General features: G+C 66.1%; 14 protein-coding genes. 13 read left to right on the plus strand and 1 reads right to left on the minus strand.

The window, feature by feature from the left end; translation table 11 throughout:
• The 11 genes from AAFG50_RS15440 (at nt 1) to AAFG50_RS15490 (ending at nt 14,148) form a co-directional block, all read left to right on the plus strand.
• Complete coding sequence (locus tag AAFG50_RS15440) at nt 1-1,146, plus strand: pyridoxal phosphate-dependent aminotransferase (protein WP_028172081.1); 1,146 nt, start codon at nt 1-3, stop codon at nt 1,144-1,146.
• Between the two features lie 11 nt (nt 1,147-1,157).
• Entirely contained in the window at nt 1,158-2,039 is an 882-nt protein-coding gene (locus AAFG50_RS15445) for an alpha/beta hydrolase (RefSeq protein WP_028172080.1), read from the plus strand.
• Between the two features lie 4 nt (nt 2,040-2,043).
• The gene (locus AAFG50_RS15450; protein WP_342714191.1) at nt 2,044-3,297 is read left to right on the plus strand and encodes a Zn-dependent hydrolase; all 1,254 of its coding nucleotides are present in this window, start codon (nt 2,044-2,046) and stop codon (nt 3,295-3,297) included.
• Nucleotides 3,298-3,305: 8 nt separating this feature from the next.
• The gene (locus tag AAFG50_RS15455) at nt 3,306-3,836 is read left to right on the plus strand and encodes a flavin reductase (protein WP_038966016.1); all 531 of its coding nucleotides are present in this window, start codon (nt 3,306-3,308) and stop codon (nt 3,834-3,836) included.
• Nucleotides 3,837-3,882: 46 nt separating this feature from the next.
• Nucleotides 3,883-5,448, plus strand: a complete 1,566-nt coding sequence (locus AAFG50_RS15460) for a PLP-dependent aminotransferase family protein (RefSeq protein ID WP_039185050.1) — start codon at nt 3,883-3,885, stop codon at nt 5,446-5,448.
• 409 nt (nt 5,449-5,857) lie between these two features.
• Complete coding sequence (locus tag AAFG50_RS15465; RefSeq protein WP_028172077.1) at nt 5,858-7,867, plus strand: hydantoinase/oxoprolinase family protein; 2,010 nt, start codon at nt 5,858-5,860, stop codon at nt 7,865-7,867.
• Nucleotides 7,864-9,444, plus strand: a complete 1,581-nt coding sequence (locus AAFG50_RS15470; protein ID WP_028172076.1) for a hydantoinase B/oxoprolinase family protein — start codon at nt 7,864-7,866, stop codon at nt 9,442-9,444. Before AAFG50_RS15465 ends, AAFG50_RS15470 begins: the two co-directional genes overlap by 4 nt.
• An 11-nt stretch (nt 9,445-9,455) precedes the next feature.
• Entirely contained in the window at nt 9,456-10,751 is a 1,296-nt protein-coding gene (locus AAFG50_RS15475) for an aspartate aminotransferase family protein (RefSeq protein WP_028172075.1), read from the plus strand.
• A complete protein-coding gene (locus AAFG50_RS15480; RefSeq protein ID WP_028172074.1) occupies nt 10,748-12,430 on the plus strand; it encodes a long-chain-fatty-acid--CoA ligase in 1,683 nt (560 codons plus the stop codon). Before AAFG50_RS15475 ends, AAFG50_RS15480 begins: the two co-directional genes overlap by 4 nt.
• Before the next feature lie 111 nt (nt 12,431-12,541).
• Complete coding sequence (locus tag AAFG50_RS15485) at nt 12,542-13,474, plus strand: N-carbamoyl-D-amino-acid hydrolase (RefSeq protein WP_028172073.1); 933 nt, start codon at nt 12,542-12,544, stop codon at nt 13,472-13,474.
• Between the two features lie 5 nt (nt 13,475-13,479).
• Complete coding sequence (locus tag AAFG50_RS15490) at nt 13,480-14,148, plus strand: flavin reductase family protein (RefSeq protein WP_171463751.1); 669 nt, start codon at nt 13,480-13,482, stop codon at nt 14,146-14,148.
• Here AAFG50_RS15490 and AAFG50_RS15495 read toward each other — a convergent pair.
• On the minus strand, nt 14,145-14,807 hold the full coding sequence (locus AAFG50_RS15495; protein ID WP_028172072.1) for an aspartate/glutamate racemase family protein: 663 nt from the start codon (nt 14,805-14,807) through the stop codon (nt 14,145-14,147). The two genes, AAFG50_RS15490 and AAFG50_RS15495, sit on opposite strands and share 4 nt — an antisense overlap.
• A gap of 56 nt (nt 14,808-14,863) precedes the next feature.
• On the opposite strand from AAFG50_RS15495, the gene hydA reads away from it, so the two are divergent.
• Nucleotides 14,864-16,333, plus strand: a complete 1,470-nt coding sequence (gene hydA, locus AAFG50_RS15500) for a dihydropyrimidinase (protein WP_028172071.1) — start codon at nt 14,864-14,866, stop codon at nt 16,331-16,333.
• 16 nt (nt 16,334-16,349) lie between these two features.
• Nucleotides 16,350-17,324 carry an NAD(P)-dependent oxidoreductase gene (locus AAFG50_RS15505; protein ID WP_028172070.1) on the plus strand — a complete coding sequence of 325 codons (975 nt, stop codon included), beginning with the start codon at nt 16,350-16,352 and terminating at the stop codon, nt 17,322-17,324.
• Nucleotide 17,325 lies beyond the last annotated feature (1 nt).

A 17,325-nucleotide genomic window follows, 5' to 3' on the forward strand; every position in this document is an offset into this window, starting at 1 on the left:
ATGTCGAAGCCTCAATCCGCGGCACTGCTCCGCAACCGCTATTTCGATGAGCTCTCGGCGACGCCCGGGCTCTACTGGCTCGGGCAGAACACCAACCATATCGAGAGCCACCCCGCCGTGCGCGAGGCGATGCTGCGCTCGATCGAGGCTGGCGAGTTCAATGCCTATGCCCCGCCGCTCGGCTTCGAGGCGCTGCGTGCCGCGATCGTCGCCGACCTCGGTGTGCCCGGCGCGGAAGCGCTGGTGACCGAGGGCGGCGTCAACGCGCTGGCGATGATCTGTCGCGCGCGCTGCAAGCCCGGCACGACGCTGGTGACGACCGATCCGACCTGGAAATGGCCGTGCCTGTTCGCGCGCCAGCAGGGCGCCGAGGTGATCGAGATTCCGATCTACGATCCGGCCTGCAACTACCGCCTGACGCCCGAGGCGTTGAAGGCGAATGTCGATGAGCGCACGGCGATCATTTATCTCGTCGATCCCAACAATCCGCTCGGCATTCGCTACACCCGCGAGGAGATCGAGAGCTTCGCGGCGATTGCGCGCGATTGCGGCGCGCTGCTGGTGCACGACTGCACCTACCGCGATTTCGCCGACGGCCACACCCCGGCGCTCCACGTGGCGCCGCAAGGCTCGGTGGTCTCGACCAGCTTTTCGAAATGGCTCGGGCTTGCCGGCCTGCGGATCGGCGCTCTGGTCGCAGCGCCCGACCTGTTCGAGGAACTGGCGCTGACATCCACGAGCGTGCTTGGTGCGAGCGTCATCGCCCAGCGTGCGGCGCAGGCGGGACTTTCCGTCAAGGCCGAATGGATGAAGAAGGTCCGCAGCACCGACCGGGCCAACAAGGCGATGATCCAGGAGGCGGCGGCCGCGATCGAAGGGCTGGCGCTGCCGATCATGCCCTCGCACGGAAACTTTCTGGTGCTGGAGACCATCGCAGCGGGCATCCGTCCCGAGGCGCTGGTCGAGTGCTATCGCCGCCAGGGCATCATGATCCGCCAGGGCACGTATCATACGCAGCGCTTCGGCGACCGCTTCGTCAAGATCAGCACCTCCGTGCCGCAGGCGTGGGTCGAAAAGCTCTGCACGCTGCTGCCGGACATGGTTGCGCAGGCGCGCACGCTCAACGACCTGCCGCCGCAATTCTAGGGAATATGTCGATGACGATGATCACCACCAAAGACGGTGTGAAGCTCCATGTGGAAGAGGCGGGCGCGGGCACGCCGATCCTCTTCATCCATGAATTCGGCGGCAATCACGAAAGCTGGGAGCCGCAGCTGCGCTATTTCAGCCGGCGCCATCGCTGCATCACTTACGCCGCACGTGGCTATCCGCCGTCGGATGTGCCCGACAGCGTGGAGGCCTATTCGCAGGCGATCGCCGCTGACGATGCGGTCGCCGTGCTCGACGCGCTCCGAATCGAGAAGGCGCACATCGTCGGCCTGTCGATGGGCGGCTTCTGTACGGTGCATTTCGGCCTGCGCACGCCGGAGCGTGCCTTGTCGCTCACGGTGGCCGGCGCCGGCTATGGCTGCGAGAAGGAGTTCGAAGAATATTTTCGCGGCGTCTCGCTCGAAGTTGCCGACAATTTCGAGAAGCAGGGCGCCAAGGAATTTTCGAAGATCTACGCGCTCGGCGCGAGCCGGGTGCAGTTCCAGAACAAGGATCCGCGCGGCTGGAAGGAATTCGCCGATCGCCTTGCCACCCATTCCGACCGCGGCGCCGCCAACACCATGCGCGGGGTCCAGGCACGGCGGCCGTCCTTCTACGATCTCGAAGACGGCCTGAAGAAGATGATGGTGCCGACGCTGGTCGTCGTCGGTGACGAGGACGATCATTGTCTCCAGCCCGGCATCTTCCTGAAGAAGACCATTCCGGCCTGCGGTCTCTCGGTCTTCCCCAAGACCGGCCACACGCTCAATCTCGAGGAGCCGGCGGCGTTCAACGCGCTGCTTGCCGAGTTCATCGCCCAGGTCGAGGCCGGGCGCTGGCTGCCGCGCGATCCGCGCGCGCTGCCGGGCCAGATCATGCGCACGAAGTAGGTCGATGGGATCGAGCACCTTGATCAACGCCGATCGGCTCTGGACGCGCCTGATGGCGCTCGCCGAGATCGGCGCGACGCCCGCCGGCGGGGTGAACCGTCAGGCACCGAGTGACGGCGAGATTGCCGCCTGGCGCCGTGCTATCGGCTGGGCGCGCGAGGCGGGCTTGACGCCGTCGACGGATGCCGCGGGAAACCTGTTCCTGACGCTGGCCGGGCGCGATCGCGCCGCGTCGCCGGTTCTGCTCGGCAGTCATCTCGACAGCCAGCCGACCGGCGGGAAATTCGACGGCGCGGCCGGTGTCATGGCGGCGTTAGAGGCGGCGGTCTCGCTCGCCGAGCAAAGTGACAGGCTGGCACGCGATGTCATCGTCGTCGCCTGGATGAACGAGGAAGGCTCGCGCTTCGCCCCGGGCATGATGGGTTCGGAGGCCTTTACCGGCGAACGCAACATGGATGCGATCCGCGCCGCGCGCGATGCCGACGGCATCAGCGTCGGCGAAGCGCTCGACCGCCTCCACCAGGCTTTCCCTGATGTGCCGCGCAGGCCACTCGGCTTCGCGGCCGGAGCGTATCTCGAATTGCACATCGAGCAGGGACCATTGCTCGAGGCAGCCGACTGCGCGATTGGGGTCGTCACGGGCATCCAGGGCAAGAAGACGTTTCAGGTGGTGGTCGAGGGCGCCGAAGGACACGCCGGCACGCTGGCGCAGCAGGAGAGGCGGGATGCGCTCGCGGCCTTTGCCCGGATGGCGTCGGCGCTCCATGGCGAGATCGGCGCGGTCGATGCCGACATCAAGTTCACCATCGGCCGTGTTGCCGTGGTTCCGAACGCGCCGTCGGTGGTGCCTTCGCGCGTCAGCTTCAGCATCGATCTGCGTCATCCTGATAATGCGGTGCTCGATGCCGCGGGCGCGCGCATCGCGGCTCTTTGCCAGCAGAACGCCGCACCGTGCGCGGTCACGGTGACACCGCTCGTCGATGCGCCATCAAACGCCTTCGATCCGTGCCTGCGGGCGAGCATTGCGGAAGCCGCGCGCGCGCAGGGGCATTCCGCCATGGAGATCCTCTCCGCCGCCGGTCACGACGCCCGCCATCTTGCCAAGATCTGTCCCGCCGCGATGATCTTCATCCCGTGCCGCGACGGCGCAAGCCATGTCGAGCACGAATGGGCTGAGCCCGATCATGTTGCCGCCGGCGCCTCCGTGCTGGCCCAGGTGCTGCGCGAGCTGGCGTTTGCGCCTGGCATTGCGGTGTGAGGATGCGGATGCAGGATGTGGCCCCACAGGACTACCGCGATGCGATGGCCTGTCTCGGCGCGGCCGTCAACATCGTGACCACAGACGGCAGCGCGGGTCGCGCCGGATTTACCGCATCCGCCATTTGCAGCGTTACCGACGATCCGCCGACGCTTCTGGTCTGCATCAACCGCGGCTCCTCTGCCTACTCCAGCGTGACGCGCAACGAGGTGGTGTGCGTCAACGTGCTCTCGGCCCGGCATGAGCCGCTGTCCCGGCTGTTCGGCGGCAAGGTGCCCGCCGACGAACGGTTTGCCGCGGCCGCGTGGTCGACACTCGCAACCGGTGCGCCGGTGCTGGCCGACTGTTCCGCCGCGTTCGACTGCCGGATTGCCGATACCGTCAATGTCGGTACGCATGACGTGCTGTTCTGCCGCGTCGTGGCCCTGCAGAGATTCGGTTGCACCGACAATCTGATCTATTTCGGCCGCGCCTACCACACGGTCGGGGTGACCGATCCAGCCGAGGCTGGACCCGAATCCGCTCTTGACGCATCCTGAGGTGAGGCTGGCGATCGCCGGCCGTTCCAACAATCACCTCTGCGCGATGGACAAGAGCCGTCAACCGAACAAGCGCGTATCTCTCGCCGGGATGCACATCGACCGGACGTCGGCTGTGCCGCTGCACTTGCAGATCGCGGCCCACATCCGGGGCTGCATTCTGCGCGGCGTCTTTCCGGCCGGAACGCAATTTCTGGGTTCGCGGGAGATCGCGCGGGAGCTGGGCTGCTCGCGCACGGTGGTGTTGACCGCGTGGGATCTGCTCTACGCCGAGGGCTATCTTGAATCGACCCCGCGCGGCAGCGTCATGGTGGCGTCAGTCGCAACACCGCACGCGGAGCCGCCGTCGGTGGCGTCGCCCGCGGCCGTGCCCGCCCATATGTCGAAGCGCTGGCAATCACTGCTGGCGTTCGATTACGAGACCAACTGGCCGTCGGAGTTCAGTCCCGGCGCACCTGATATCTCGACGTTCCCCTTCAAGGACTGGTCGCGCCTGCTGCGCCAGACCTGGCAAAATCCGAGGGAGCAGGAGTGCCTCGATCTCCCTCCCGAAGGCCATCCGCGCCTGCGCAGCGAGATCGCAAATTTCCTCGGCTCGGTGCGCGGGCTGGTCTGCGCGCCGGAGGAGGTCGTCGTCACGTCAGGCACATCGGGGGCGCTCGATTTCTGTAGCCGGATGATCCTCGATCCCGGCGACGAGGTCTGGGTCGAGGAGCCCGGCTTTGTCGAGGCCCGGTGGGCGCTCACGGCGGCCGGCGCAAAGCTCGTTCCGGTTCCGGTCGACGACAAGGGGCTGGTGGTCTCGGAAGGGATTCGACGCGCGCCGGGTGCCCGGCTGATCGTGGTCACGCCGTCGCATCAATATCCGCTCGGCGTCAGCATGGGCCTGGAGCGGCGTCTCGAGCTGCTCGACTGGGCCAACAAGAACGATGTCTGGGTGATCGAGGACGACTACAATTCGGAGTTCAGGCACCAGGACAGCATGATCGCCTCCTTGCGTTCGCTCGATCGCGAGGGGCGGGTGATTTATTTCGGCACCTTCTCGAAGATCATGATGCCGAACCTGCGGCTCGGCTACATCGTCGCCAACAGGCGTTTCATCGAGGGCTTCTCCAAGGGCCGCGCGCGGATCGACGTTCACACCTCCGGCGTCGGTCAGCTCGCGCTCGCCGAATTCATGCGGGAGGGGCATCTGCTGCGGCACCTGCGCGGGATGCGCCGGGCCTATGCCACCAGGCGCAAGGCGCTGATCGATGCGATCGCCACGCTGATGCCTGACGATCTGACTGTGTCCGCGGCGGTGACGGGACTGCATCTGGTGGCGCTGTTCACCGAGGCGATGCGGGCGCGGATGAGCGACCGCGAAGCGGCTGCAAGCCTGAAGCAGGCTGGCATCCATGTGCAGCCGCTGTCGCAGAATTTTCTGGAGCAGCCGACGTTGCAAGGCCTGGTGTTCGGATACGGGCGGCTGCGCGTCGAGGATGCATCTCCGCTGCTTGCGAGAATCGCGGCTTGCATCGGCAGCGGCTCCCGCAATGCATCATCCGATCCGGCAATATCGTCTCGTACTGTTCGTACAATAAAGAGAGGCAGAGCCGATCGTGGTGCATAGCTCATAGGCACCCGACGATCCCGCAGCGCCGTTCGATCGCCTGCAAATTAGACAGACGATTTCAGACGTTCGGATTGCAGCGCAGCAGGAGTTGCGATTTGCCCGGAGAATTCCGTGGTGCGCTGCACGTTTTTCGCGTGAACCCGCTCGTGTTCGCGTGCACTCTCTGCGGGCACGACTGCACCAAAACGTGCAACAGGTGGCGCGGCGCACGGCGCCGGTCGCGCGCTGGTCTAGTGGTTTGCGACAACTCTGGCCCTATCCCGTGCCCATCGCTCTGTCGCACGCTCTCGGTCGGTGGCATGACAAGGGATGCATGATGAGCGCTCTGGTTTCGGCATTGGACGTTGCGATGAACGGCAAGGACCCGGCGTCCGGTTCGGACGTCACGCGTAGCTGATCCCTGCACATGAGCTCTTCCGAACATCACTGGGAAGTCGGCACCGATATCGGCGGCACCTTCACCGATATCATCGCGATCCGGCGCGACTCCGCGGAGGCGCGGATTGCGAAGGTGCCGTCGCGCCCGCAGGCGCCCGTTCAGGCGATGCTTGAGGCCATCGAGGCCGTCGGCCTGCGCAAGAGCGAGGTCAAGCGCTTCGTCCACGGCACCACCCGCGTGACCAACGCCATCGTCGAGGGCCGGCTGCCGAAGGTTGCGCTGGTCGCGACCGAAGGCTTTGCCGATGTGCTCGAGATCGCGCGCTATCGCCGCCGCGATCTCTATCGGCTCGACATTCCCCCGAAATCGCCGCCTCTGGTGCCGCCCGAACGATGCTTTGGACTCGCCGAGCGCCTCGATCACGAAGGCAGGGTGCTGAAGGCGCTTGAGGACGCCGAGATCGAGCGTCTGGTGGCCTGGCTCAAGCAGACCGGCGTTCAGAGCGTCGCGGTGGCCTTGCTGCACGCCTACGCCAATCCGGTGCATGAAAAGATTCTCGGCGAGCGGCTCAAGGACGTCGTCGCCCACGTCTCGCTGTCGCACGAGGTCAATCCCGAGGCGCGCGAATATGAGCGGACCTCGGCAACCGTGTTCAACGCGGCCGCGATGCCGATCGCGGTGGAATATCTCAGCGAGCTGGAGCAGCGGCTGCCGATCGGAGCCGGCCTGCAGGTGTTTCATTCGGCCGGCGCCATGATCCCGATTTCGGCGGTGAAGCGGCGGCCGCTGGTGATGGCGATGTCGGGTCCTGCGGCCGGCGTCTCGGCCTCGGTCAGTATCGCGCGCCAGCTTGGCACGTCGCGCATGCTGACCTTCGACATGGGCGGCACCACGACCGACGTGTGCCTGATCGTGGATGGCCAGGCCGAGATGACCGACGGCCGCATGCTCGGCGACAAGCCGCTGCGCCAGCCGATGCTCGCGGTTCATTCCATCGGTGCCGGCGGCGGATCGATCGTGCGCAACGGTCCCGGTGGCCTGACGGTCGGGCCGGAGAGCGCCGGCTCCGAGCCGGGGCCGGCCTGCTACGGCCGCGGCGGAGCCGAGCCCACCATCACCGACGCCAACGCCGTGCTCAGCTATCTCAATCCCGAGACCAAGCTTGGCGACCGCATCGGGATCGATATCAAGGCGGCCGCTGATGTCATCGCGCCGATCGCGCGTGCGTTGGGGATGAGCCTGACCGAAACGGCGCTCGGCATCATCAAGGTTGCGAACGCGACGATGGCGCGCGCGCTCCGCCGCGTCACGGTCGAGCGTGGCATCGACGGGCGCGATTGCACGCTGCTCGCCTTCGGCGGCGGCGGACCGATGCATGCTGCGGGTCTTGCCGATCTCTACGGGATTGCAGCGGTCGTCGTGCCGAGCGCATCGAGTGCGTTCTCAGCGCTGGGCTGTCTCACCGCCGATTTCAGCTTCCTCCAACAGCAGACTCTTCGCGCGGCGCTTGAAGGGATCGACTTGGCGCGCGTGTCGGAGCGGATCGGGACGTTGATTGATGATGCCTCGGCGCCGCTGATTGCCAACGGTGTCGCCAGGGCAGAGATCCAGGTCGAGCTGGTGGCCTTGATGCGCTATGCGGCGCAGAACGACGCCATTCCGGTGCCGTTCGCACTGCCGCTCGACGTGGCTGGGCTCAAGAAGGATTTTCTGGCGCGGCATCACGAGCTCTTCGGCTATGCGACGAAGGAGAGCTGCGTCATCGAATCCGTGCGGGTGCAGGCGCGCCGCCCGTCGACGACCGTCGTCAGTCGGCCGGCGACAGCGGTGAGGGCCGTGTCCTCAGGTACGCGCATCTGCTCGTTCGACGGCTTCCACGAGATCGCAACCGCGATCATCGACCGCGCTGCACTGACCGAAATCGTCAGCGGTCCGGCCATCATCGAAGACGCGTGGTCAACAGTGGTGGTTCCGCCCGGCTGGCAAGCGAGGCCAGACGCCGCCGGCAATCTGTTCCTGACGCGGAGGGCGGCATGAAGCTCGATCCGTTCGTCGTCGAAGTCATCAGGCACGGGTTGTCCGCCGCCGCCGAAGAGATGAGCCTGGTGATGACGCGCTCGGCGCGCTCGCCGCTGCTGCGCGAGGCCGGGGACCTGTCGTCCGCGATCACCGACGGTCGCGGCGGCCTGGTCGGGCAGGGCCGCGACATCCCGATCCATCTCGGCGCGATGGCCTACACGATTCCCGAGCTGCTGAAGGTGATGCCGCGCGACAGCCTGAACGACGGCGACGTGGTGATCTACAATGTCGGCGCGCTCGGCGGCAACCATCTCAACGACGTGAAGGTCGTGCGTCCCGTCTTCGTCGAGGGCGAGATCGTCGCCTTCGCGGTCAGCCTCGCGCACTGGCCCGACATCGGCGGCACCTGGCCGGGCAGCTATTTCGCAAAGGCCATCGACACCTTCCAGGAGGCGATGCAGATTCCGCCGGTGCTGATCGCAACCTCAGCCGGCGTCAATACGCCGATCGTGCAACTGCTCAAGGCCAACGTCCGCGACCCCGAGTCCTGCGAGGGCGATCTTTTGGCCCAGATCGCGGCGACCAAGGCCGGCGAGAAGCGCATCGTCGAGCTCTGCCGCGAGCACGGCAAGGCGGTGTTCACGGCAACGCAGTCCCGCCTGCACGATCTCTCCGAGATCGAGATGCGCGAGGCGCTGCGCGCGCTGCCGGATGGCGTCTACGAAGGCGAGGATTATCTCGACGACGGCAGCGCGAACAACGCGCCCGCGCGCATCCACGTCAAGATCACTATTCGCGGCGACGAGGCGACCTTCGACCTCTCCGGAAGCTGCGACCGCGTCTCGAACTTCTGCAACACGACGCCGTTCATGGCCCGCTCGGCCGTCGCCTATGCCGCGCGCATCATGAGCGGACGCGACATGAACCAGAATGCGGGTGCACTCCGGCCCCTGACCATCATCACGCGCCCGGGCTCGATCCTGGAGCCGGGCTGGATGGCTTCGGTCGCTGCCGGCAACCACGAGACGTCCATGCGCATCGTCGATGCGATCTTCCGTGCGATGCAGGACACCATTCCCGAGCGGCTGTCGGCCGGTGGCGCCACCACCGCGGGCGTCCTGTTCTTTGCCGAACCGCGACCGAACGGTTCATGGAAGATGCTCTACGAGGTCCATGGCGGCGGCGAGGGCGCCCGGCACAATCGCGCCGGCATGTCGGCAACCCGGGTGCATCTCTCCAACACCTCGAACACGCCGGTCGAGGTCATCGAGGCGAGCTACGCGATCCGCCTGGAGCAGCAGGCCATTCGCCGGCATTCCGGCGGCGCGGGGGCTCATCGCGGCGGTGACGGCTCCGTCCGCACCTATCGCATCCTGGCGCCGTCGATGCACCTGACCACCTGCATCGAGCGCATGGTGATTCCGCCATTCGGCATGCAGGGCGGCGAGGCCGGCAAGACCTGCCGTATCTCGCTGATCCGGCAGGGGGCGCATGTTGCGATCGACGGCAAATCAAATCTGGTGCTGCAGCAAGACGATCTCGTCACGATCGAGATGTGCGGCGGCGGTGGCTACGGCGCCGCGGCTGCGGAGTGAGGGGACCCGCGATGAGCAGATTGTTGCGAACCGGACTGAATGCGGGCGAGGCCGCGCCGATGGCCGTCGTCGGCGGCGAGGGCGTCTACTTCCACCTGTCCGACGGCCGCCGCCTCATCGACGGCAGCAACACCGGCGGCGGCCTCGGGCATCGTCATCCCGCGATGGTGGAGGCGATCCGCCGTGCGGCCGATACGCCGGTCGTGAATGAGGGGTGGACCTGGGTCGGTCGCGAGCAGGCCGCGGACGACCTGATGGCCACCGCGTTCGGGGGCGAAGAGGATTGGGTCGGTGCGGTCCGCTTCTGCATCAGCGGCAGCGAGGCCAACGACATGGCACTTTCGCTCTGCCAGGCGCTGACGCAGCGCTCTGCATTGGCGACGCGCGAGCGCGCCTATCATGGCATCACCGGCCTGTCGCGCAGCATGACGGTGCAGCCGCAATGGCATGGCGGGCTCGCGGTGCACTCAGGCGGTTCGCAGCTGCCGGCACCGATGGCGCCAGTACGGATTTTGCCGGCACCGAATGGCGCGATCTACGGCGCACCGGCCAATAATACGCCGCCGAGCGAATATCTGGCGGATGCCGCGCGTCTGCTCTCCGACACGGCGGCGACGATCATCGACTACACCCAAGGCGGCATCTACTACGACGGCGCCTATCAGGACGAGGTGGCGCGCCGCGCGCGGCAGGTGGGATCGTACTGGATCGCGGACGAGGTCGTCACCGGCGCAGGTCGCGCGGGCCGCTGGTTCGCGTTTCAGGGCGCGGAGAGCCGCCCCGATATCGTGACGCTCGGAAAGTCGCTCGGCGGCGGTGCGGCGGCGGTGGCCGCGGTCGTGGTGTCCAAGGACATCGTCGAGCGGCTCAAGGGCACGAGCTGGCAGAACTATGGCACGCTGCGCGGCCATCCGATCAGCATGGCGGCCGTCAGCGCCTATCTGAAGGTCGTCAGCGACGACAAGATTCTGGAGCATGTCCAAGAGCTCGAAAGGCTGTTCACCCGCCGCCTGCTCGCGATCGCGCAGAAACATCCGAGCGTGCAGCGCGTGGCGGGGCAGGGACTGCACTGGACGGTGGAGCTGCACGGCCCGGACTGGCGCACCTGGCATGCCGACACCACGGAGGTGCCGATCGCCTCGCGCGTGGCGGAGCGGGCGCTGGAAGCCGGCGCGGTGATCGGCACCAGCGGCGAGCAGACTTCGCTGTTCCTGGCGCCGCCACTCGTGATCTCCGAGCGCGAAGCTGAGCAGCTTCTGGATGCGCTCGACCACGGTCTCGACGTCGCGGACGAGGAGCACGGGTGAGTATAGATCACGCAGCATCCCGTCGTTCGCCGGCCTGGCCGGTGGATGAGCCCTGGCATCTCGCGATGCCGGAAGGGACGCTGTACGACGCGCTGGCACGCGCGGCGAACGACCGGCCGTCGCATCCGGCGACGGTGTTCTACGGTGCGAGCCTGAGCTACGCCGAGCTGCGTGAGCGTGTCGACGCGTTGGCGGGTTTCCTGCAAGGTGCTTGCGGCATCAAGCGCGGCGACCGCGTCATGATCGCGCTGCAGAACTCGCCGCAATATGTCATCGCCTATTATGCGGTGATGCGGGCGGACGCCGTGATCGTGCCGGTCAATCCCATGAACAAGACCGCCGAGATGGCGTATCTCGCCGCGGACAGCGGCGCGGAGGTCGCGATCATCGGCAGCGAACTGAGCGATGTGTTTGCTCCGCTGGTCGGGGATGCCATTGCGTATGCAATCGTCGCGCAGTATCGCGACGAGGTTCCGGTCGCCACGCCCTATACGCTGCCGTCCTGCGTGACCGAAGCGCCGTCGGAGATGCCGTCGTCGCCGGGCTGGCACTTTTGGTCGTCCGCGATCGCGCAAGACTTGCGGCCGGGTGCGATGGCCGCCGGGCCGGACGACCTCATGATCCTGCCCTACACGTCGGGGACGACAGGCAAGCCCAAGGCCTGCATGCACAGTCATCGCAGCGCGCTGTTCACCGCGGCCTTGCAGGCGCGCTGGTACGGGATCAACGGCGGCGACGTGATGACTGGATTCATGCCGCTGTTCCACGTCGCGGGCATGCAGGGTTCGATGAATGCTGCGATCGTCGCCGGCGCCACGCTGCTGTTGATGGCGCGCTGGGACAAGGATCTGCTGCCGGACCTGTTCGAAACCTATGGCGTGACGTTCTGGAACGCGGCCCCGACCATGATCGTGGACGTGCTCGCAAGCGCGCGGTTCCGCGACCGGTGTTTTGCGAAGCTGAAGGTGCTGACCGGCGGCGGCGCCGCGATGCCGACGGCGGTGGCCGAACGGCTGAAGGGACGCTTCGGTCTCGATTTCGTCGAGGGCTACGGCATGACCGAGACCATGTCGCCGACGCACCTCAATCCGATGGCGGCGCCGAAGCGGCAGTGTCTCGGCATCGCCGTGCAGGAGACCGACGCGCGGATCGTCGATCCCGAGAGCCTGATCGAGTTGGACGACAACGTCGTCGGTGAGATCGTCGTGCACGGGCCGCAGGTGCTGCAAGGCTACTGGAACCGCGCCCAGGCCAATGCTGAATCCTTCATCGAACTCTCAGGCAAACGGTTCCTGCGCACGGGCGATCTCGGTTATCGCGATGCCGACGGCTATTTCTTTGCGGTGGACCGCCTCAAGCGGATGATCAACGTCAGCGGCTTCAAGGTGTGGCCGGCCGAGGTGGAGGCGGCCATGTACCAGAACCGCGCCATCCGGGAGTGTTGTATCGTCTCGGCGCCGGACGATTATCGCGGCGAGACCGTCAAGGCGCTGGTGGTGCTGGACGAGGCGATGCGCGCGACGACGTCGGCGGACGATATCATCGGCTGGGCGCGCGGCGTCATGGCGAGCTACAAGGCGCCGCGCGCCGTTATCTTCGTCGATCATTTGCCGCGGACCGCGAGCAACAAGATCAACTGGCGACTGCTGCAAGACGCCGAATGGGGGCGGACCGCATGAGAAGGCGCCCGGCTGGAAATTCCGGACGCGGCTGCGCTATGCTGCCGGCGCCGGCAAATCGTTGAGGCTGCGATGTTCAGCTTCGTCCAAGAGGTCACCAGGAACCCGCTTATGCGTATCGTCAATGTTGCCGCCGCCCAGATGGGCCCGATTCAGAAAGCCGACAGCCGCGAGGCCGTGGTCAAGCGCATGATCGCGCTGATGGACGAGGCGAAAGCAAAAGGCGCCGATCTGATCGTCTATCCGGAGCTGGCGCTGACGACGTTTTTTCCGCGCTGGTACGTGGAGGACCGGGCCGAGTTCGACAACTGGTTCGAGCGCGAGATGCCGAGTGTGGCGACGAAACCGCTGTTCGAGCGCGCGGCGCAGCATCAGATGGCGATGAATTTCGGCTATGCGGAGCTGACGCCGGACGGCCATCACTTCAATACCGCCATCCTCACCGACAAGTCCGGCAGGATCGTCGGCAAATATCGCAAGATCCATCTGCCGGGCCATGTGGAATACGACACCAAGCGCTCGCACCAGCACCTGGAGAAGCGCTATTTCGAGCCGGGTGATCTCGGCTTCAAGGTCTGGCGTGAGCTCGGCGGCATCATCGGCATGGCCATCTGCAACGACCGGCGCTGGCCCGAGACCTATCGCGTCATGGGCTTGCAGGGCGTCGAGATGGTGCTGATCGGCTACAACACGCCGTCCGTCAATGCGGAGAAGAGCGAGGAGGGCGTCGAGAAGCGCCTGTTTCACAATCGCCTTTCGGTGCAGGCCGGCGCCTATCAGAATGCAACCTGGGTCGTCGCAGTGGCCAAGGCCGGCAATGAGGATGGCCACCCGCTGTTTGGCGGCAGCCTGATCGTCGACCCCAACGGCGAGATCGTCGCCGAGGCCAGGACTGAGGACGACGAGGTTCTGGTTCACGCCTGCGACCTCGATGCCACCACCTTCGGCAAGACCACGATCTTCGATTTCGCGCGGCATCGCCGCATCGAGCATTACGGCCTGATCACCAGCCAAACCGGCGCGGTGCCGCCGCCGGAAAAGTGACGCCGATGGCCGACAAGGGCACATCAGGCATTCCCTTAGCCGAGCTCGATCCGCGCGACCGCTACAAGCTGCTCTGCGGCGTGGTGGTGCCGCGGCCGATCGCGCTGGTGACGACGCTGGACGAGAACGGGGCGGTCAATGCCGCGCCGTTCAGCTTCTTCAACGTCTTCTCCGAGAGTCCCGCGCTGATCGTGCTGGGGCTTCAGCACAAGCCGGATCACAGCCCGAAGGACACGACCCGCAACATCCATCGCGACGGCGAGTTCGTGGTTCACATGGTGGACGAGGCGCTGTCGGTGGCGATGAACGACTGCGCGGTCGATTTTCCTTCCGGCGACAGCGAGGTCGCTGCGACCGGGCTCGCCACGCTTCCCTCGGTCGACGTGAAGGTGCCGCGTCTCGCTGCGGCACCCTTTGCGCTGGAATGCCGGCGCCATGTCGTGATGACGTTCTCGCCCGATCGCGAGCTGCTGGTCGGCGAGGTGCTCAGGGTTCACGCCCGCGAGGGCCTCGTCGACGAGGCCAACATGTATGTCGATCTCGACGCCTACCGGCCGATCGGCCGCATGTTCGGCAATCTCTACACGACGCAGCGGGACACGTTCGCACTGGTCCGCGAGAGCCACGCGCAATGGCGCGCGCGGCAGGACGCCAAAGAGCTGAAGGACGCCTAGTGAGCCGAGAACTGCACCGCTCCGAGCGCCATGGTGACGGCCGCCTGTGTCGGGTCGATCACGGGAATACGCAGCGCGTCTTCCAGCGGGCGGCGATGGCGCGCCATGCCGGCGCAGCCCATCACGATGGCGCGGGCGCCGTCCTCGTCGCGCAGCGCACGGCCGATGTCGATCATCTTGGCCAGCGTGCCTTCGCCGGACGCGGTCTCTGCAACACTCATGTTGAGCGGCCGCTCGCCGGCGAGGCGGTCGGTCAGTCCGATCTGCCTGAGATAGCGCATGTGCCGCGGGATCGAGCGCTGGGCGATGGCGATGACGCCAAAGGTTTCGGCGCGCGCCAGCGCCGTCAGCACGCCGCACTCCGCGATCCCGAACACGGGCCGGTCGGTGCCCTCGCGGCAGACCTGAAGCCCGGGATCGCTATAGCAGGCGATGACGAAGGCGGCAAAACTGTTGTCGCTTTCCACCAGCCGGCGCAGCGGCATCGCGACGCTGTCGACGTCGGCCTGGCTTTCAATGCCGAACGGACCCTCGGCCAGCGTCCGACAAACCACTTCCGGTCCGCCCTCGAAATCGAGCGGCTTCAAGGCGTCCTCCAGCCCCTGCGTGACGGTGGGGTTGGAGTTCGGATTGATGACGAGAATGCGCGGCCGGGGCATGATGGTCTTTCCAAGAAATTGCGATCACGTGCGTTGAGCCTATCACGGAGTGCCTCATGACTGAACCCACCTACGACCTGATCATTCGCGGCGGCCGCGTCGCGACCACGACTGACGTCTTCGAGGCCGACGTCGCCATCTCCGGCGAAACCATCGCAGCCGTCGGCCGCGGCCTTCCGGCCGCCAAGCGCGAGATCGACGCGCGCGGCAAGCTGGTGCTGCCCGGCGGCGTCGACAGCCACGCCCATATCGAGCAATTGTCCGCGGCCGGCATCATGAATGCCGATACGTTCGAGAGCGCGACCGTGTCCGCGGCGTTCGGCGGCACCACCACGGTGATCCCGTTCGCCGCCCAGCATGTCGGCATGAAGCTGCCGCAGGTGGTCGAGGACTATCACGCGCTGGCGAAGAAGGGCGCGGTGATCGACTACGCCTTCCACATGATCATTGCGGACGCGACCAGGGAGACGGTCGAGGAGCACATCCCGGCGCTGGTAAAGCAGGGGCATGCGTCGATCAAGATCTTCATGACCTACGACCGGCTCAAGGTCGACGACGAGCCGCTGCTCGACATCCTCCTTGCCGCGCGCCAGTCCGGCGCGATGCTGTGCGCGCACGCCGAAAACCACGGCATCATCGCCTGGATGGTGAAGCGCCTGCTCGCGCGCGGCTACACGCTGCCGAAATACCACGCCGTCAGCCACGCCCGTGTGTCGGAGGCCGAGGCGTTCACCCGGCTGATCGGAATGGCGGCGCTGATCGACCAGCCGATCATGATCTTCCATGTCTCCACCGCCGAAGGCGCCAAGGTCATCCGCGACTCGCGCGGGCAGGGGCTCAAGGTCTTTGCCGAGACTTGCCCGCAATATCTGTTCCTCACCGCTGCCGATCTCGACAAGCCCGGTGCGGACGGCGCCAAATGGATGTGCAGCCCGCCGCCGCGCACGCATGCCGACCAGGAGGCGCTGTGGCAGGCGCTGTCGCTCGGCGATCTCCAGACCATCTCGTCGGATCACGCGCCGTATCGCTTTGACGAGACCGGCAAGCTGCGCGCCGGCCCCAATCCAAACTTCAAGCAGGTCGCCAACGGCCTGCCGGGGCTGGAGCTGCGGCTGCCGCTCTTGTTCGACGCGATGGTCTCGAAGGGCCGGCTCGGCTTGGAAAAGTTCGTCGAGCTGACTGCGACGGCGCCGGCCAAGATCTACAATCTGCATCCGCGCAAGGGCTCGATCGCGGTCGGCGCTGACGCCGATATCGCGATCTGGGATCCCAATCGCGAGACCGTGATCGCCGACGAGATGATGCACGACCTCGCCGGTTACACGCCGTTTGCCGGGCGGAAGCTGAAGGGCTGGCCGGTGTCGGTGCTCTCGCGCGGCCGCGTGATCGTCGAGGGCAACAAGTGCCTCGCAAGCGCCGGCAGCGGAAAGTTCCTGGCGCGCAGCGGCGGCGAGGCAGCGAAGCCGACGGGCCGGCTGGTCGCGGACATGGATCCGGAACGGAATTTCGGAGCAAAACTGCTGTGACGGTGGATCGCGCGCGATGAAGATCGTCATCTTCGGCGGCACCGGCTTTGTCGGCCTCAATGTTGCCGAGGTGCTGCTTGCGCGCGGCCATGAGGTGACGCTGTATGATCGTAAGCAACTTCCGGCTGGCGCGGAGCGGTTCTTTGCTGACCACCGGGAGCGGCTCTCGATTATTCAGGGCGAGATCACGGACATCGAGAGGATCGACGCGCTGGTAAAGCAAGGCTTTGATGCGATCATCCTTGGCGCTGCCATAACCGCCGGGGACCAGCTCGAGCGGACCACGACCTCGAGCATCCTCGAGATCAATGTGATGGCTCAGATGCCGATCCTGAGCGTTGCGATCCGCCGTGGCGTTCGGCGCGTGATCAATCTCTCCTCTGCGTCGGCCTATGGTGCCGCGGGGCAACGCTATCCGGTACTGGACGAGGAGACGCCGTGCGATCCCGTCTCATTTTACGCGATCAGCAAATTCACGTCAGAGAGATCCGTGGCGCGGCTTGCCGAGTTGTGGGGAGGCGATTTTCTGAGTGTGCGGTTAAGCGCCGTGTTCGGTCCGTGGGAGCAGATCGGGAAGGTGCGCGATACGCCCAGCCTCCAGTTCCAGATCCTTGCTGCGTTCGCCCGCGGCGAACCGGCCCTTCTCCCTGCGCCAGGCATCAAGGATTGGACCTACGCGCCCGACGCCGCCGAAGCGGTGGCGGTGCTGATCGAAGCCGAGCGGCCACGCCACCGGCTCTACAACATCTCAAGCGGCGCAGCCTGGTCCGCGCTGCAATGGGGTGAGGCGTTCGCAGCCCTTCATCCCGGGCTGGAGTGCCGGCTCGCGTCACCCGGAGAGAAGACCTTCATCAAGCTCCACGGCGGGGATCGTGCGCCGATGTCGGTCAAGCGGATGGCCGATGAGTTCGGCTGGCGCGCCCGGTTCGGCTGCGTGGAGTCGGCCGCAGCGATGAGCGCCTGGTGGATGCAGCACAAGGAAGGGATCTGAC

Origin of the sequence: Bradyrhizobium sp. B039 (assembly GCF_038965675.1) — a bacterium.
Taxonomy (GTDB): domain Bacteria; phylum Pseudomonadota; class Alphaproteobacteria; order Rhizobiales; family Xanthobacteraceae; genus Bradyrhizobium; species Bradyrhizobium diazoefficiens.

Bases quoted from the DNA above. Each gene is read 5' to 3' on its own strand.
- AAFG50_RS15450 (WP_342714191.1), top strand. From the start codon at position 2,044: ATGGGATCGAGCACCTTGATCAACGCCGATCGGCTCTGGACGCGCCTG.
- AAFG50_RS15490 (WP_171463751.1), top strand. From the start codon at position 13,480: ATGGCCGACAAGGGCACATCAGGCATTCCCTTAGCCGAGCTCGATCCG.
- AAFG50_RS15505 (WP_028172070.1), top strand. From the start codon at position 16,350: ATGAAGATCGTCATCTTCGGCGGCACCGGCTTTGTCGGCCTCAATGTT.
- AAFG50_RS15465 (WP_028172077.1), top strand. From the start codon at position 5,858: ATGAGCTCTTCCGAACATCACTGGGAAGTCGGCACCGATATCGGCGGC.
- AAFG50_RS15475 (WP_028172075.1), top strand. From the start codon at position 9,456: ATGAGCAGATTGTTGCGAACCGGACTGAATGCGGGCGAGGCCGCGCCG.
- AAFG50_RS15495 (WP_028172072.1), bottom strand. From the start codon at position 14,807: ATGCCCCGGCCGCGCATTCTCGTCATCAATCCGAACTCCAACCCCACC.
- AAFG50_RS15460 (WP_039185050.1), top strand. From the start codon at position 3,883: ATGGACAAGAGCCGTCAACCGAACAAGCGCGTATCTCTCGCCGGGATG.
- AAFG50_RS15440 (WP_028172081.1), top strand. From the start codon at position 1: ATGTCGAAGCCTCAATCCGCGGCACTGCTCCGCAACCGCTATTTCGAT.
- AAFG50_RS15455 (WP_038966016.1), top strand. From the start codon at position 3,306: ATGCAGGATGTGGCCCCACAGGACTACCGCGATGCGATGGCCTGTCTC.
- AAFG50_RS15485 (WP_028172073.1), top strand. From the start codon at position 12,542: ATGCGTATCGTCAATGTTGCCGCCGCCCAGATGGGCCCGATTCAGAAA.
- AAFG50_RS15445 (WP_028172080.1), top strand. From the start codon at position 1,158: ATGACGATGATCACCACCAAAGACGGTGTGAAGCTCCATGTGGAAGAG.
- AAFG50_RS15470 (WP_028172076.1), top strand. From the start codon at position 7,864: ATGAAGCTCGATCCGTTCGTCGTCGAAGTCATCAGGCACGGGTTGTCC.
- hydA (WP_028172071.1), top strand. From the start codon at position 14,864: ATGACTGAACCCACCTACGACCTGATCATTCGCGGCGGCCGCGTCGCG.